Here is a 15,550-nt window from a genome sequence, read left to right as displayed (position 1 = left end):
ATTTCCTACTTGCTCATTATATACTTCTCTTTACCATTTTTTCACACCTTTTTTCATCTAGCTCTCCTGCAAAAAATATATTATTCTTTTTTTACAATATGTGTAGGGTGACTTATCATTCTTTACGTCTATATAATAGAATGCGTCAAAAAGGAGGGAGAGACCCATTGAGGAAAAACAATTAATTGAAAAAGCACAGCAAGGAAGCGAGCATGCTTTTCGTATCCTTGTACAAACATATCGTCATTATATTTTTCAAGTTATCTTTTCTATTTTAAGACATGAAGAAGATGCGAAAGATGTTACACAAGAAGTATTCGTAAAAATTCACACCTCTCTCCCAAATTATCAATTTCGCGGATTAAAAACGTGGATGGCGCGTATTGCCACCAATCACGCTATTGATTATAAGAGGAAGAAAGCTAGAGAAAGTGAAGAACTCTCCTTATGTAAAGAAGCTGAGGAAAATATAAAGTCCTCTCATAATATTGAGGCTTTATTATTGACGAAAGAGCAGAAATTACTCATTGCTCAAAAACTGAGAGAACTTCCCGAAAATTACCGTGACGTCGTTCTCGCACATTACTTAGAAGAAAAAAGTTATCAAGAAATTGCTTTACAGGAAAACATCGAAGTAAAAACAGTCGAAATGAAACTGTATCGGGCACGAAAATGGATTAAAAAACATTGGAAGGAGGAAGAGTTTCTATGATGCATTATTCAAAAGAAGATTGGCGCAATTATACATTAGATTTTATAGAAAACAATAAACGTGAATCTATGGAAGAACATCTTTACGAATGTGATCATTGTTTAACACTTTATATGGAAAGTATTGATGAACAACATGAAAACCTTCCAATGATAAATGATGATTCATTTACGAACGAAGTTATGACGCAAATTAATTTTGAAACGCTACAACCTAATGAAAATATAAAAACGAACTCACTAAAACGCACAATTATTCACTACATAATTGCGACTGCAGCTACGATTATTTTTATGGTAAGTGGTTTATTCCAATATATTTTTACAGCGACATCAAATTTCGAGAAATCTTCAAAACATAACGAGTCTTCTATCTCACAACAAATTGTAAACAAATCGGTAGATACATCAAAAAAGAACGGAGGTTTAAAGCATGAATAAAAACCCCTTTTTAGCACTTGTATTAGGGCTAATTCCTGGGCTTGGACATTTATACTTAAAAAAGCTAGGACGGTTTATTTTATATAGCGGAGGATCTTTATTTCTATTCTCCTTTGCAGTATTTTGTACCATAGTAGTAAGAGAACGTGATATTGCTTTTCTTTCTCTATTTTTACTAGCCGTTCTATGGGCAATTAACTTACTAGATTTAGTTATCACCATTATAAAACAAACGAAAAAACAAGAAGCTGGAGAATTGATAAATTCCTCTAAAGAGAGCGAACGATTTTATATCATTCTCCTATCTATCATCCCTGGACTTGGCCATTTCCAATTAGGACTTATGCAACGCGGTCTTACGTTTTTAGTCGCTTGCGCTGGCTTAGGCAGCATGATTATATTTGTGACTTTATTAACATCTCAAGGAAGTTTCCTTATCTTCCTTATTACGTTACCTGTTTTATGGATTTATAATTTCTTTGACGTTGTTCAGCAACTACAGAAAAAAGAACGCGACGAGCAATTAATTGACCGTACTATTTTCGAAGATTTTGAAGAACATCAAGAGCAGGGAAAGAAAAGTAAAACATTTGCTTCTATTTTAGCGATGTTCCCTGGAGCAGGGCATATGTATTTAGGTTTACAACGCCGTGGTCTTCAGCTTATGGCAGCCTTCTTACTATCTATTTATTTACTCGACTTATTAAGACTTTCTGCATTTTTATTTTTAGTACCAATCATTTGGTTCTATAGCTTTTTTGATGCGTTACAGCAAACAGCAAAATACGGAAAAGAACGAGTACAAGACGAACCCATTATCGATTATTTTATAAATCATCAAAGATGGATCGGTATCGGATTAATTACACTCGGTGGTTATTATTTATTAAATCAAACAGTCCTTCCTATTTTGAATGATTATTTTGTAACTATATTTAATATTCATCTTAGTGAACTATATTATCGCTATTTCCAGACATCTATCGTTGCGCTCCTTTTAATTGGCGGCGGCTTTAAATTGTTACTTGGAAATAAAGAAAACAAAGGTGGGACAAGCGAATGAGGACTTGGCGTGTTGGAACATTCTCAATGGGGCTTTCTATTATATCGTTAGGGTGCTTTTTACTATTTTCAGTCGTAAAAGGAATTCAAGTATTAGATACACTAACTGCATGGTGGCCAGTTTTACTTATCATACTTGGAGCTGAAGTTTTACTATACCTTCTATTTTCTAAGAAGGAACAATCATTTATTAAATATGATATTTTTAGTATTTTCTTTATCGGTGTTTTAGGAAGCGTCGGAATTGCTTTTTACTGTTTATTATCAACTGGATTACTAGAAGAAGTTCGTCACTCTATTAACACAACGAGGCAAACGAGTAATATTCCAGACGGACAATTTGATATACCTGAATCTATTAAAAAAATCGTAGTAGATGCAGGCCATCAGCCTCTAACGATAGAGGGAAATAATACAAATCAAATTCACCTTTTGGGAACTTATGAAATGACGACGAAAGCAAATGAAAAACTCAATTTAAAACAAGATGATTTCCTTTCAGTTCAAACGGCTGGAGAAACGATGTATATCACTTTAAAATCATTACCTGTTCAGCATACGTTTTTTAATTCAGCACCACAGGTGAAACCAACGCTTGTTCTTCCGCAAAATAAAAATGTGGAAATCCGTGCTTCAAATAACGAACTATCTCTTTATCCAGGTCAATTACAAAATAATTGGTTTGTACAGGAAAGCTCAAGAGTATCTGTCCATCTTGCAAAAGAGAGTGATGTATCTTTAACAGCAGTAACAAATCAAAAAGAAACACACGGAAGCACACCTTGGGAACAAGTAGAAGATTTAACGAAAAACGAAAATACTTCTTCAGAAGAACATCCAGAATTAAACAACCAAGAACATTGGTATAAAAATTCGATTAAAACTGGAAATGGCACGTACAAGTTAAATATTGTGAAAGCTTATAATTTGAATATGAGTGTTCTCGAAAAATAAAAAACCTTCCGCAATTGCGGAAGGTTTTTCTCATATAATCGCTTTAATTCCTTCTAACACTAATCCAATCATAAATCCGCAAACCGCCCCGTTTACTCGGATCCACTGCAAATCTTTACCGACATTATTTTCAATCATTTCGATTAACGTTTTATCATCTAACTTATCAAGATTTTCTTGTACAAGCTTACCGATTTTCGAATGGTTTTTTTCCACAAGTGTAACAACTTGCTTTTGTAACCACTCCTCTATTTTTTGAACAGTTTGTTCATCTTCTTTTATTTTGTTCATTTGTTTTTGTAAAAATGGAATAACATATTTATCAGTAAATTCTTCATTATTTACAAAAGCAACTGCTCTTTGTTGTACTTGCTCTAGCATCTCTTTTATTTTGTCAGTAGCATTCCAATTCGCAATCCACTTTTCTTTCCAATTTTCTAATTCCTGTAATAAGGCTTCATTTTCTTTTACATTTATAATTTCTTGACGAATCTTCGCTAATATAAGTTGTCTTGTGCTATTATCAGCCTCTTGTAAGCTGTTAATATTACTAATGATAAACTTCTGCAAAATGCCGCCAATTTTATCTTCATCTACAATATTCATAAATGATTTCAAAGTAAACTGCAAGAATCCATCTACTTTTATATTTTCCATCGCCTTCATACCTAAACTACCGAGCTGGTAACGAGCTTCATCTTGCGCTGTCCAATCTTTTACCTTCACTAATATGTAATCAAGTGTCTTTTCATCATATTCTTGCACAACTAATTGATCAACAAGCACTTGTAAAATGTTACTTGTATTAATTGTATGCAAATATGTTTTTAATTCTTTTTCAATAATAACAGCTAACTTTTCTGTATCTATTGTAACAATTGCTTTCTCTGCAATCGTTACAATCCCCTTTTTCACAGCATCAGACTGCATTTCTCTCTCAGCAATTTGCAGTACCATTTGTGCTAACTGCATCTCTTTTACTTTATTCGTAATACTTTCTTTCGTCAGCCATTCATTTTCTAACGTATTGATGAGCCCTTTCGTTACTCGTTTACGATTTTTAGGTAACAAAGCTGTATGCGGAATTGGTATTCCCATCGGGTGACGGAATAATGCTGTAACTGCGAACCAATCTGCAAGCCCGCCAACTAACCCAGCTTCAAATCCCCCTTGTATAATCTCTCCAGCTATCGTTCCTTGAAAAGGGATAGAAGCCGCAAAGCCGACACCCATAACCCCAAGCGAAATACCCGCTATATATTTAGTCTGTAATGACATCGTATACACATCCTCTTATTATGTAAAATAAAGCTTTTTGTTGTATTTATTCAATATTAGTTATCCTTTATATATACTATAAAGAACTATTGTGAAAATAACAAAGATTTTTATGTACATGAAAAAATGAGGCTACAACTAGCCTCATTTTTCTTATATCGTTAATTCCAAACCTTTCCTATAATATTCATCCATTATATCGTTTGGAACCATACTTCCACCCGTTCCCCACACAATATGAGTACCTTTTTTCACCTTCTCTGTTAACTGTAGCTTTTGTAAATACTCATCTTCTTTACATACTTTCACTGGCCCTATCATACCTGCTAGTGCAGAAGGCTCTAAATAAATATTCTCCGTATCAGCTAGCTCTTTTAACAATCTATATAACTCTTCATCGCTTACTGTGTAATTCCCACTCAAAAATGGTTCCATCGTTTTACCGACAAATCCAGATGGCCTTCCTACCGCAAGTCCATCCGCATCTGTTACATTATCAATTCCGATATCTTGAACGGAAATTTTGTCATGAAGGCCTGTCATTAAGCCGAGTAACATACAAGGAGAATGTGTTGGCTCTGCAAAGTAACAATGAACATTATCTTTATACAATAACTTTAAACCGAATGCTACTCCGCCAGGTCCTCCTCCTACTCCGCACGGAAGATAAACAAATAAAGGATGATTTTCATCTACTACAACCTCTAACTCTTCTAATTGCTTTTGTAATCGTGATGCTGCTACTGCGTATCCTAAAAATAAATCATGCGAGTTTTCATCGTCTACAAAATAACAGCTAGGATCCGCATCCGCTTGTCTTCTTCCTTCTTCTACTGCTTTGCTATAATCATCTTCATATTCAATAACGTTTACACCTTTACTTCTTAATAAATCTTTCTTCCATTCTTTTGCGTCTGCTGACATATGAACAGTTACATTAAAACCTAGATTCGCACTCATAATCCCTATGCTAAGTCCTAAATTCCCTGTAGAACCTACTGCAATTGAATATTTCGAGAAAAACTCTCTACATGTATCACTATCTAAAACGTAATAATTATCTTCTTCTGTTACCATTCCGTGCTGCAATGCTAGTTGCTCAGCATGTTTCAACACTTCATAAATACCGCCCCTAGCTTTAATTGATCCTGATATTGGAAGATGACTATCACATTTTAATAATAATTCTCCTAAAATAGGTTGCTCATATTTTCTCTCTAAAGCTTCTTTCATAGAAGGTATTTTCACTAAAGGTGATTCGATTATGCCGTTCGCCCCTTTCGTTTCAGGAAAAACTTTCGCAATATATGGTGCAAAACGCTTTAATCTCTCTTCCGCATCTTTTACATTCTCTTCATTAAGTGGTGAATCTTTTATTGCTGTTTCATACTTTTCTATGTTTGGATTTATCCAAAATACTTCTTCTGTTGCAATAAGCTTATTCACTAATGGATATTCTGCTTGTAATGCCCCTATTTCTTTCATTTTGTTTCCTCCTTATATCCTTGTAGCTCACCATACAATAAATTATAATTAAATTAATTTTAATATAGTTTAACACAAATAATCCCATTAAGTTAATTTTAATTTAATTTATTTAAATATAATTTAATAATTATTAAGGAGATTTTCATTATGGAAAATATAGATATTGGTAAAAAAATTGAAAAACAAAGAAAAGAAAAAGGTTTAACTAGTAAAGAACTAGCAAAGATGGCCGATATTACACCATCAATGTTAAGTCAAATTGAGCGCGGGTCCGCTAACCCTTCTATCCAAACATTAAAAGTGCTTGCTAAAGCTCTTGATGTGCCAACATTTAGCTTTTTACTTGAAGATACAAATACAGACGATTTAATTGTACGTTCCCATAAACGAAAGAAAATGATTATTGATAATTTATCATATGAAATGCTTTCACCTGATTTCACTGGAAATTTAGCAACAGCAATTATGACCGTCCCGCCTAATACAGCTTCATCAGAAAATGTGCTAGAACATAAAGGAGAAGAATTAGCATTTGTCTTAGATGGGAAAATCACATTATATTTAAATGAGGAAGAATACGTATTAGAAACTGGCGACAGTGTAAAAATACCTGCTTATTTAAAGCATAAATGGGTGAATCATTTTGAAAAAAACGCGATAGTCTTATTTTCTGTTACTCCGCCGATTTTTTAATATATCAATAAAAACAGGATGATTCTTATAAAGTGAGGATTATCCTGTTTTTATTAAATAAGAAAGTGAAATTTTTGTTAAAAACTTAACAGTTGAACCCAATCCGAACAATCCTCCTAAAAACATATTTACAAGTAAAACTATCCCTCCCATTGATGCTAACGTATCATGAGTCAGATTCATCCCACCACTACCAGAGGCACTTGTAATATTCACATAAAAATAAGAAATATGTAAAAATTAATTATTTTTTCAGAATTTTGTTTAAAAATATGGTAAAATCACTCTTATACTTCTTCTATTTTGCTATTATAGAAATAATTAAATTAGGATACTTTTATCGAATGGGGGAATATATAATGAGTGTGTTATTAAAAGGGCATGAACAGATTGTCAACGAATTAAACATTTTATATCAAGTAATGGTAGCGGAGCAATTAATTGAAGCGAAACAATTAAAAGAAAAAATAGAGAAACAGATTAATAAAATTGAAGCTGATCAAACTCTATCGCTTTACTACTCCCTACTAAACTTTAAATATAAGGTCCTAACCGATTGGACAAACATTAAGTATGATACTTTTAGTCAAATTGTTCGTTTAGACAATCCAATAACTGAAGACTTTATTACTTATTATTATCACTTTTTTAAAGCTGAACATGCTACCATTATTGGAAATTATGATGAAGCAAAAAAAGAATACGAAAAAGCTGAATCCCTTTTAAAACATGTACCAGGCGAACTAGAAGAAGCTGAATATAAATATAAATTTGCTATATTTAATCACCATACAAACAAACCACTTACAGCAATCAATTATGCAAATCAAGCTAAAGAGATTTTCTCAAAATATCCACGTTATGAAATTAAAATAGCTCTATGCGAAAACATTTTAGGCTCATGTTCTGTTTATTTAAAACAATTCGAACAAGCCGAAGAGAACTATAATTCAGCAATCAATATTTTACAAAAGCTGAAAGACGATACACTAATCTTAAAAGTTCGAAATAACTTAGGTTGGCTCTACTCTTCTCAAAATCTATCAACCCTTGCTATTAGACATCTTACAATAGTTACAAACAAATTACCTAAACACCTAAAAGCCAATTTTCTACAAGCCAAAGAACATTTTAGTTTAAATGAAAAAGAACTTGCAAACGATTGGGTTCAAAAAGGCTTAGAAATTTGTAATGAATTAAATAATCAAGAATATAAACACCATTTCACTATCTTAAAAACACAACACACTGGTATTCTAGACGACTTAGAAAACGCAATCATTGCAGGCACTACATATTTTAACAGTAAAGAATTATACGATTATGTACAAGAATATTACGAATTATTAGCAGTAGAATTTCATAAAGTGAATAAAATAGAGAAATCTCAAAAATATTTTTTCAAAACTTACGAAGCAAAACAAAAATTATTAACTAAGGAGGCACTAAGATAATGAAAAAGATTAGTTTAGCTATTTTAACCTTTACATGCATACTTGCTTTTGGATTTAATAATTTTACTGAAAGTCAACAAGCAAAACAACTTCCAAAATGGGATACAGATAAACAAGAAACACATGCAGACCTATAGAAACCTAAAAACCCCTAATAAAGGGGTTTTTAGATTTCTACAATATAATGATTTAGCATATGATGAAGAAATATGCTTATAAAAGATAGCCATACAGATACTCTCTGTACATGGCTATCTTTTATTTTTTCGGCACCAACAAAATCCCTAAACTAATAATACAAAAGCTCATTATTTGCTCTGCTGATAGACCAAACAGAACCGAATTTTGTTCACTAACAAGCGAAATAATAATATGAGCAAACCCCTCAATAATTAGAAAAACACTTATATTCTTTCCATTTCCGAGCCTTTCATTTTTCATCCATAACAAGCCCATTATACAAAGAGCAAGGATGATCTCATATACGAAAATAGGATGATATAAAAATTTAGATTCATATATATTCATTCCCCATGGTAGTGTCGTTTGTACACCTACTTCATGACGGAATAGAAAATAAAAGATAATGCACACACACAATCCAAAAGGGAGTACATCAAGTAAAATACGAAGCAAAAATTGTTCCTTTTTACTTTTCCAAAAAATGTATACACTCGCAATTACGCATCCTACTACAATATGTTGCATACTTCCAATAGCTAATATTGCTTGCACCGGCGCCCCAAAAGCCCATACAGGATTTAAAATTGCTGGTGCAAACTTCCATACAAATACGATGATAAGAAAAGCATTTGTTACGGCATCCATCATTTTTTCATATGATACATTTTGATACTTCATCTTTCGTTTCATCAACATAAAACCAAATAGACTTCCAATTATAAGAGATATGGGTTGTAACCTCACAATCCACTCCATCGTCACCAAATCTCCTTTTAATTCTCAATCAATTTCTTAAATTTCTTTTCTAATTGATCTGGTGGTAATACACCTCGTACATGATCTACTATAATTCCATCTTTATTAACAAAAAATGTCGTCGGTAAAGAGAATACTTTATAATCTAGTCCAGCTACTCCATCCATATCTAGTAGAACAGGAAACTCAAAACCATAACGATTAGCAAATGCGCTTGCTTCTTGTACTGGGTCACTAACAGTTGCATTCACCGCAAAAATTTCAACATCCTTTTTATATTTATCATACATATGAACTAAGTCAGGTGCCTCCATTTCACACGGCCCACACCATGATGCCCAAAAATTAATAATATACGGTTTTCCCTTGGCATCATTTAACGACTGTAACTTTCCGTCTAATCCTTTTAATGTGATGCTAGGTGCTTTAAAACCGACTTGTGGTAATACTTCTTTCTCCTGTAACTCTGCTTGTTTCGCTTTTCTTTCCTTCTCTTCTTTCTTTGAATTATAAAAGTTAACCCCCGCCCAAACGAGTGCCCCTACTAATATAATAGCAATTATTTTCTTCACTTTTCTTCCTCCTCATTTTTAAAAACCTGTAAATCCACCGAATAGACGAATAAAGAATGCTGTAATTTTCGTCATTTGATTTGTATACAATAAAATACCTGTTACAATCATCATTCCACCGCCAATTTTCATCATGACATTGGCATATGTAACAATCCATTTTACCTTCCCAATAAAGAATGCCATCACGAAAAATGGAACCGCAAACCCAAGAGTATACGCTGTAATATAAAGAAGCGCCCCTTCAGGATTCGTCGCGCCAAGCATGAGTACAGCTGAAAATATCGGTCCAACACATGGCGTCCAACCCGCTGCATATGTCATACCGACTAAAATCGAGCGAATATATCCAGTCGATTTACTTCTATACTGCACCTTTTTCTCTGCCATAAGCCACTTAGGCTGAAACAAGCCCGTCATAAATAGCCCCATTAAAACAATAAAAATCCCACCAATTTGTTGAATCAATTTTTGGTTAGATGAAAATGTTATTCCAATCCAGCTTACCGATAAACCTAACGCGTAAAATATAACCGAAAATCCGATCATAAAAAATACTGTATGTATAATCGCTGATTTTTGCATAATCCCACGATTTTCTTTTAAATCTTGGATAGACACACCTGTAATATAAGATAAATAAGATGGATATAGCGGTAAAGAGCACGGTGATATAAATGACAATACTCCCGCCCCAGCCACAAGCCAAATTGTTAAATCTGCTGCATTCATTTTATTCCCCCTTAAACACTACGATGAGTAGTGTTTATTCTTAAAAAAAGAGGCTATATGCACTCTCCGACAATAAGTACAACCGACATACAGAATAAACCTACTGTTACATATACCGAATTCGTATGTAACGGAATAGTAAGCTTAACAACCTTTTCATTTAACACTTGCTCGATTCGTAAATTTATTGCTGTTTTTGCAAATGAAGCTGTAACACATCGATTTTCCATTGTCTTTATTTTAATTAATTTTAATAACGCGCTACCTAACTCAAATGAAGATTCCATTTTTCGCATCGCATATTTATCAGCAGCTAGCTCCTGATACGTATGATATCGCTGTAACAACCCTTTTAATATCGGTATGTACATCATTCCTTCTGCTAATAGCGTAAAACAAAATAATTTTAGCGGATCCCAATTCTTTTGATGATATTCTTCATGGAAAATAATCGCATCAATTTCTTCATCTGAAAATGTTTGAAGCAACCCTTCCGACATGACAACTTTCGGACGAAATAGCCCAATTGTAAATGCCGCAACTTCCGTAGTCGGCAATATATATATTTGTTTTCTTTTTCGGACGAAAGGGATAAGTACTTTTTGTAATTTTTTACTATAGAAAAATTGTCGCCAAATTCTTTTGCACACGATTAATACAGTAAGTAGTAATAATCCAGCGATTATAATACGAATCAGCGATAATTCTTTCATATGTTTTTCTAACTGGAACAAACAAAAATTTGAAAGAAGGAACATCTTATTTTGAAACAGAAATGGATATGTAACGTAATACACTAACATACTGAAAAAGAGGATACTAACAATTACTGCTAACAATACGATTTTACGCATTTGCCATTTCATTTCATTAATCCTCTCTTTTTAACTGACTCAATTTGTCTTCTAACTTTTTTATTAAAGTCGGATCAGCCTGCTCTAACTCATCTAACATATGATTTACAACTAAATCTCCAAATTCCCCCATCAATTCCTGTGTCATTTTCTTCGTTTGATTGGATAAGAATTCTTCTTTTGTTTGTACAGCACGATATATACCACTTCTTTTCACAGTCTGTTTTTCTAAGTGTAATTTCTCTACTAACCTGTTCATAACTGTCATAACAGTGTTAAAATTCACAGGTGATTCTTCACTTAATTTCTGCTGCACTTCTTTAATAGTAATACCATCGCTAGACCAAACAATCTCCATAATTTTCGCTTCAAGCGGTCCAAAGAAATGATTTAACCCGTGCTCATTTAACTTATAGTTTTGAGTAAACATTGTACAACTCCTTTCACACTACGAATTGTAGTATAAATTAAATGAAAGGTCAAACGTAAATGATATATATGAAAATTAACTACCCATAAATACATAGGCTATTCCATTCATTTTAAACCTAATTTTTCTCCAAATGTATCAAAAAGATACTGCTCTAATATTTGTACACTAAACTTCTCATTACGTCCAAGTGCAAATAATTCCCGATCTTTCGCTACGATAGTATCTAACGGAATAGCTACATTATCCACTATTTTTGTAATTTCAATTATATTACTTTTTACATTTACTTCTGTTTTAAATTCAACGTTTTCTAACACTATATGTGAACGTCTTCCTGATGCAAAAAAAGTAAAATTAGGATTTTTAACAACGCCAATTTCAGTCTCTAACGCATATAAATAGTGAAAAATTACATCTCTGTGTCCATCTTTTATTATTTTTTCATCCTTCTCATCGTCTAAGTATTCTTTCAGCTTCGTTGTAAATTCAAATCGAAAATCCACTTTTTTCACTCTCCTTCTTTGTATTTCATATTAAATAAATATATTGAAATAATTTTAACATATTGTAATACAACTTCCTATTAAAAGTAAAAACTGTTTTAAAAAATCGCTATTATTTCCGATACCCTTTTAAAATATAAGTATAAATTCAATATGAATCAATGCGTCATTATATCTATTTAAACATATTTTTTCCATATTTTGAAACATTAGTATGAAATATTATATATCAATGTATGGTTTCTAATGCATTGGTATATATAGTCAGTAGTTTCTTTACTATTCCGATATACTTAAGCTACATTTTCTAATTATTGATTACATTACGGAAGGAATGTAACTCTCTTCTATCGAATTTTTATATAACAAAAATAATTAGGTGGTGCTTTACTATGAAATTAGCTGTCATTGGTGGCGGTGATTTACAAGATTCAAATCACTTGCCTATTAATGAACGCCTTATAGAATTAACAAATAAACAGTACCCAAAAATATTGTTTATTCCAACGGCTAGTCATGATGATGAAAGCTATATAAAATTATTTTTAGACACTTTTGAAAAACAATTACATTGTGAAGTACAAATTTTACGTACTACAACAGATTCACCTTCAAAGTATGAAATAGACGAGATGATTCATTCAGCCGATTTAATTTATTTAGGTGGCGGGAACTATATTCACATGCTTACGCAATGGAAAGAACATAGACTCGATGAAAAATTATTATTGGCTCTGCAGCAAGGAACACTTATTGCTGGTTATAGCGCTGGTGCTATGTGTTGGTTCACGTCTAGTATCCGATCAGATTATGAAGGTTCTGGTTATATAGAGAGTAACGGATGGGGTATTGTTAATAAAAGATTTTGTCCACATTATAATCAATTAAACAGAATGAACGCCTTCCATTCCTTTTTACAAAATCATCAAGGGAATATAGAAGGAATTGCACTGGAGGATAATTGCGCTTTATATATTACAGAGGAATCCTTTGAGATTATCGGTGAACCGGAAAGAGCGTGGGAGTTTTATATGAGTGATAAAACACTCATTAGACAACATTTTGATATAACTTTAAAAAGCTATTTATAAACCTGAACTTACGAAAAAATGTCCCTAAGTCTAATAACTTAGGGACATTTTTCTATTTAACTAACTAATCGTGTAATTCGTTTCTTTTGCCATGAAAGCTTATAATATGCATACTGTAATATTAAGCTGACAATAAATGCTGCTGGATACCCGATCCAAATGCCTTCTATTCCAAGACTTGTATGGTAAGAAAGATAATATGCTACGGGTACTTCTACAAGCCAAATTGAAACAACTCCAATAACAGTTGGCCAAAGTACTGTACCGCTCGCTCGCATTGTCGCACTAATAATTTGTGCATGACCGAAAATTAAATAACTCCATAATGTAATCATAACTAAGCTATGAGCAATTTCAATTGTAGTTTGACTCGTTAAAAATAGTGATAAAATGTCTCTTGAGAATACGTAAATAAGAGATATTAACACACCACCGATGACGTAGTTCATAATAATTCCGGCCTTCACAACTTTCTGTAATCGATCAAATTGATTCGCACCAATCGATTGTGCCGCAAAAATGGAAACTGTAATACCAAGGCTAACTGCTGGCATTTGTACATAACTTGCAACTTGATTCACAACGCCGTAAGCAGCTGTTGCATCCGAACCGTAACGATTTACAAATGCGATTACGGCAATTTCAGATAATGAAACTAATATCATATTAATACTCGCTGGAATACCGAGCCTTAGTAATAGCTTTAATAACTCCCCATCCATTCGAAGGTATTTTCTAACCGTTCCATCTAGTTGTAATGGGTGATTTTTCTTCTTTAAATACACAAGCATGACAATAAACGTAATAACTGTAGATATAACAGATGCATAGGCCGCTCCATACACATCTAATTTCGGAGCTCCTAACCATCCAAAAATAAGAATCGGTAATAAGATCATATTTAGCGCTGTACTTACAATTAAAAAGTAAAATGGCGTTTTAGAATCTCCTGTACCTCTCATAAATGTTGTATATGCGAAATATAAAAATAATACTGGCATCGATATAAATAAAATCCGTGCATAATGTACACTTATTTCAATAATATTTTCTGGCGTTCCCATTAGACGCATAATATCCATTGCAAAAATACTGCCTATTATCGCCAACACAACTCCAATAATAAAGGTAAACGTCAACGTCGTACCAACGATAGCTTTTAAACGATCTTCATTTTTAGCACCAAACGCCTGACCAATTAAAATAGAGCTTCCTGAACCGATACCAATTACAAATGAAACGAGCAAGAAAAATAATGGGAAGAATGCTGATATAGCCGCTAAATCATTAACTCCAAGCCATCTTCCTACTACTACCATACCAAATAATTGTCCAACTGATTGTAGTACATTACTTAATAATAACGGTACTAAAAACATCGACATCGATTTCCAAATCGGTTTACTCTCACTTTCCAACTTATGTGACTCCGCACCTTCTTTATTGTTATCTGCAGGTGGTTTCAAATGTCATTTCTCCTTTTATTAAAAATCTATTTTCAATCTCTATCTCTTTGTATAGTTGTTATAATACTGTGCTTCTATTCATTTTCTTTTCGTATGATTATAACTTCACCCAATATTGACTTCCATCGGCTGTTCGATCTAAAAATCCATATTCGATTAAATATCTTCTTAAAGTTACAAAATCAGGGTATACATTTTCTATCACTGTATTTACTTCTTTTTCAGTATACTTTTTATTACTATCAAACTTCTTCACTAAATGGCGCAATATAATTAATTTACGCTTTTGTTTCTTCGGAAATTTAGAGAGAGGTCCATCTAATCCTTCTGTAAAATGAACTTTTAATACTTCATCATTTTCTTCTTCCGTAATATTGTATCGATCATCCACCATCGTTGCTGTTCTATGAATTGGCACAAATTTCGTTTGTACTTTTGATTTTTCTTCTGATAATTCCATTAGCGCTAAAAATACTTTTGCTTGCTTCATTTTCTCTCGCAGTGTAAATCGATGATTACGAATTGTTGATGTACTTCCGCCATCCATCTCTTTTACAATTTCTTTATCATTCAGTCCCATATGGAAAAACTGAACCATTTTCTTTTGTAAATCCGTTAAACCAGTAAATTTCTTATCCATATTTAACAAATAATCAAACATAGACGTATGCTCATTTTGAATATGCAATTGGACGAACTTCTCTGCTTCATACAAAATTTGGTTATCTTGATAAATAACACCTTTAATAAATGTTTCACCACAAGCTAAGCAAATGTACTCCTCTTTTTCTTCATCAAACACATACCCTTTCTTTAATTCCTCTATTGACGCATCCCAAAACTTCTCTGAAATATCACTCATACTAAACACTCCTTCAA

19 protein-coding genes are annotated in these 15,550 nt (G+C 32.8%); 8 read left to right on the top strand and 11 right to left on the bottom strand.

The genetic code is table 11. From position 1 onward, the window contains the following. Nucleotides 1-166: 166 nt before the first annotated feature. Genes ACTFRM_RS05095 through exsE form a run of 4 tightly spaced genes read left to right on the top strand, consistent with a single transcriptional unit; the run spans nucleotide 167 to nucleotide 3,168 of the window. Complete coding sequence (locus tag ACTFRM_RS05095; protein ID WP_256737415.1) at nucleotides 167-712, top strand: RNA polymerase sigma factor; 546 nt, start codon at nucleotides 167-169, stop codon at nucleotides 710-712. Continuing rightward, entirely contained in the window at nucleotides 709-1,152 is a 444-nt protein-coding gene (locus tag ACTFRM_RS05090; protein WP_000972342.1) for a hypothetical protein, read from the top strand. The genes ACTFRM_RS05095 and ACTFRM_RS05090 overlap by 4 nt, the downstream gene beginning before the upstream one ends. Further along, nucleotides 1,145-2,215: a hypothetical protein gene (locus ACTFRM_RS05085; RefSeq protein ID WP_001039113.1), complete on the top strand. Its 1,071-nt coding sequence runs from the start codon at nucleotides 1,145-1,147 to the stop codon at nucleotides 2,213-2,215. Before ACTFRM_RS05090 ends, ACTFRM_RS05085 begins: the two co-directional genes overlap by 8 nt. Further along, a complete protein-coding gene (exsE, locus tag ACTFRM_RS05080; RefSeq protein ID WP_173600489.1) occupies nucleotides 2,212-3,168 on the top strand; it encodes an exosporium protein ExsE in 957 nt (318 codons plus the stop codon). The genes ACTFRM_RS05085 and exsE overlap by 4 nt, the downstream gene beginning before the upstream one ends. Nucleotides 3,169-3,198: 30 nt before the next feature. On the opposite strand, the gene ACTFRM_RS05075 is transcribed toward exsE, so the two are convergent. Then, nucleotides 3,199-4,446, bottom strand: a complete 1,248-nt coding sequence (locus ACTFRM_RS05075; protein WP_000058303.1) for a DUF445 domain-containing protein — start codon at nucleotides 4,444-4,446, stop codon at nucleotides 3,199-3,201. Between the two features lie 153 nt (nucleotides 4,447-4,599). After that, entirely contained in the window at nucleotides 4,600-5,931 is a 1,332-nt protein-coding gene (locus ACTFRM_RS05070) for a D-serine ammonia-lyase (RefSeq protein ID WP_000658541.1), read from the bottom strand. A gap of 150 nt (nucleotides 5,932-6,081) precedes the next feature. Here ACTFRM_RS05070 and ACTFRM_RS05065 point away from each other — a divergent pair, with 150 nt between their 5' ends. Beyond that, complete coding sequence (locus ACTFRM_RS05065; protein ID WP_000427637.1) at nucleotides 6,082-6,627, top strand: helix-turn-helix domain-containing protein; 546 nt, start codon at nucleotides 6,082-6,084, stop codon at nucleotides 6,625-6,627. A 39-nt stretch (nucleotides 6,628-6,666) separates the two neighbouring features. On the opposite strand, the gene ACTFRM_RS05060 is transcribed toward ACTFRM_RS05065, so the two are convergent. Next, nucleotides 6,667-6,843 carry a hypothetical protein gene (locus tag ACTFRM_RS05060; protein ID WP_002040916.1) on the bottom strand — a complete coding sequence of 59 codons (177 nt, stop codon included), beginning with the start codon at nucleotides 6,841-6,843 and terminating at the stop codon, nucleotides 6,667-6,669. 143 nt (nucleotides 6,844-6,986) lie between these two features. On the opposite strand from ACTFRM_RS05060, the gene ACTFRM_RS05055 reads away from it, so the two are divergent. Together ACTFRM_RS05055 and ACTFRM_RS05050 are read left to right on the top strand one after the other, a co-directional pair. Continuing rightward, on the top strand, nucleotides 6,987-8,081 hold the full coding sequence (locus tag ACTFRM_RS05055; RefSeq protein WP_000114849.1) for a tetratricopeptide repeat protein: 1,095 nt from the start codon (nucleotides 6,987-6,989) through the stop codon (nucleotides 8,079-8,081). Further along, nucleotides 8,081-8,218: a hypothetical protein gene (locus ACTFRM_RS05050; protein ID WP_000724012.1), complete on the top strand. Its 138-nt coding sequence runs from the start codon at nucleotides 8,081-8,083 to the stop codon at nucleotides 8,216-8,218. The genes ACTFRM_RS05055 and ACTFRM_RS05050 overlap by 1 nt, the downstream gene beginning before the upstream one ends. A 121-nt stretch (nucleotides 8,219-8,339) precedes the next feature. Here the strand turns inward: ACTFRM_RS05050 and ACTFRM_RS05045 are convergent, their stop codons facing one another. The 6 genes from ACTFRM_RS05045 to ACTFRM_RS05020 form a co-directional block, all read right to left on the bottom strand. Beyond that, complete coding sequence (locus ACTFRM_RS05045; protein ID WP_440043107.1) at nucleotides 8,340-9,020, bottom strand: prolipoprotein diacylglyceryl transferase family protein; 681 nt, start codon at nucleotides 9,018-9,020, stop codon at nucleotides 8,340-8,342. Nucleotides 9,021-9,037: 17 nt separating this feature from the next. Continuing rightward, nucleotides 9,038-9,592, bottom strand: a complete 555-nt coding sequence (locus tag ACTFRM_RS05040) for a TlpA family protein disulfide reductase (protein ID WP_000719879.1) — start codon at nucleotides 9,590-9,592, stop codon at nucleotides 9,038-9,040. 18 nt (nucleotides 9,593-9,610) lie between these two features. Then, nucleotides 9,611-10,324 carry a cytochrome c-type biogenesis protein CcdA gene (ccdA, locus tag ACTFRM_RS05035; RefSeq protein ID WP_000990443.1) on the bottom strand — a complete coding sequence of 238 codons (714 nt, stop codon included), beginning with the start codon at nucleotides 10,322-10,324 and terminating at the stop codon, nucleotides 9,611-9,613. Between the two features lie 53 nt (nucleotides 10,325-10,377). Beyond that, the gene (locus ACTFRM_RS05030) at nucleotides 10,378-11,190 is read right to left on the bottom strand and encodes a M56 family metallopeptidase (protein ID WP_000871940.1); all 813 of its coding nucleotides are present in this window, start codon (nucleotides 11,188-11,190) and stop codon (nucleotides 10,378-10,380) included. Between the two features lie 4 nt (nucleotides 11,191-11,194). Continuing rightward, complete coding sequence (locus ACTFRM_RS05025) at nucleotides 11,195-11,608, bottom strand: BlaI/MecI/CopY family transcriptional regulator (protein ID WP_000495053.1); 414 nt, start codon at nucleotides 11,606-11,608, stop codon at nucleotides 11,195-11,197. Nucleotides 11,609-11,715: 107 nt separating this feature from the next. Further along, on the bottom strand, nucleotides 11,716-12,114 hold the full coding sequence (locus ACTFRM_RS05020; RefSeq protein ID WP_000347525.1) for a DUF3942 family protein: 399 nt from the start codon (nucleotides 12,112-12,114) through the stop codon (nucleotides 11,716-11,718). Between the two features lie 392 nt (nucleotides 12,115-12,506). On the opposite strand from ACTFRM_RS05020, the gene ACTFRM_RS05015 reads away from it, so the two are divergent. Then, the gene (locus tag ACTFRM_RS05015) at nucleotides 12,507-13,205 is read left to right on the top strand and encodes a peptidase E (protein WP_000762118.1); all 699 of its coding nucleotides are present in this window, start codon (nucleotides 12,507-12,509) and stop codon (nucleotides 13,203-13,205) included. A gap of 56 nt (nucleotides 13,206-13,261) precedes the next feature. Here ACTFRM_RS05015 and ACTFRM_RS05010 read toward each other — a convergent pair whose 3' ends face one another. Both ACTFRM_RS05010 and ACTFRM_RS05005 read right to left on the bottom strand, forming a co-directional pair. After that, nucleotides 13,262-14,671 (bottom strand): MATE family efflux transporter, encoded by a 1,410-nt coding sequence (locus ACTFRM_RS05010; protein WP_000804124.1) that lies wholly within the window; start codon nucleotides 14,669-14,671, stop codon nucleotides 13,262-13,264. 97 nt (nucleotides 14,672-14,768) lie between these two features. Continuing rightward, entirely contained in the window at nucleotides 14,769-15,533 is a 765-nt protein-coding gene (locus ACTFRM_RS05005) for a DUF2087 domain-containing protein (protein WP_001280272.1), read from the bottom strand. Between the last annotated feature and the right edge of the window lie 17 nt (nucleotides 15,534-15,550).

This window comes from Bacillus cereus group sp. MYBK227-1 (assembly GCF_051916325.1).
GTDB classification, from domain to species: Bacteria; Bacillota; Bacilli; order Bacillales; family Bacillaceae_G; genus Bacillus_A; species Bacillus_A cereus.
This window is presented reverse-complemented; position numbering and strand designations above follow the sequence as displayed.

What these genes read in the sequence shown, in the direction of transcription:
- ACTFRM_RS05090 (WP_000972342.1), top strand. Translation starts at nt 709, where the DNA reads ATGATGCATTATTCAAAAGAAGATTGGCGCAATTATACATTAGATTTT.
- ACTFRM_RS05085 (WP_001039113.1), top strand. Translation starts at nt 1,145, where the DNA reads ATGAATAAAAACCCCTTTTTAGCACTTGTATTAGGGCTAATTCCTGGG.
- exsE (WP_173600489.1), top strand. Translation starts at nt 2,212, where the DNA reads ATGAGGACTTGGCGTGTTGGAACATTCTCAATGGGGCTTTCTATTATA.
- ACTFRM_RS05075 (WP_000058303.1), bottom strand. Translation starts at nt 4,446, where the DNA reads ATGTCATTACAGACTAAATATATAGCGGGTATTTCGCTTGGGGTTATG.
- ACTFRM_RS05070 (WP_000658541.1), bottom strand. Translation starts at nt 5,931, where the DNA reads ATGAAAGAAATAGGGGCATTACAAGCAGAATATCCATTAGTGAATAAG.
- ACTFRM_RS05065 (WP_000427637.1), top strand. Translation starts at nt 6,082, where the DNA reads ATGGAAAATATAGATATTGGTAAAAAAATTGAAAAACAAAGAAAAGAA.
- ACTFRM_RS05055 (WP_000114849.1), top strand. Translation starts at nt 6,987, where the DNA reads ATGAGTGTGTTATTAAAAGGGCATGAACAGATTGTCAACGAATTAAAC.
- ACTFRM_RS05050 (WP_000724012.1), top strand. Translation starts at nt 8,081, where the DNA reads ATGAAAAAGATTAGTTTAGCTATTTTAACCTTTACATGCATACTTGCT.
- ACTFRM_RS05045 (WP_440043107.1), bottom strand. Translation starts at nt 9,020, where the DNA reads ATGGAGTGGATTGTGAGGTTACAACCCATATCTCTTATAATTGGAAGT.
- ccdA (WP_000990443.1), bottom strand. Translation starts at nt 10,324, where the DNA reads ATGAATGCAGCAGATTTAACAATTTGGCTTGTGGCTGGGGCGGGAGTA.
- ACTFRM_RS05030 (WP_000871940.1), bottom strand. Translation starts at nt 11,190, where the DNA reads ATGAAATGGCAAATGCGTAAAATCGTATTGTTAGCAGTAATTGTTAGT.
- ACTFRM_RS05025 (WP_000495053.1), bottom strand. Translation starts at nt 11,608, where the DNA reads ATGTTTACTCAAAACTATAAGTTAAATGAGCACGGGTTAAATCATTTC.
- ACTFRM_RS05015 (WP_000762118.1), top strand. Translation starts at nt 12,507, where the DNA reads ATGAAATTAGCTGTCATTGGTGGCGGTGATTTACAAGATTCAAATCAC.
- ACTFRM_RS05005 (WP_001280272.1), bottom strand. Translation starts at nt 15,533, where the DNA reads ATGAGTGATATTTCAGAGAAGTTTTGGGATGCGTCAATAGAGGAATTA.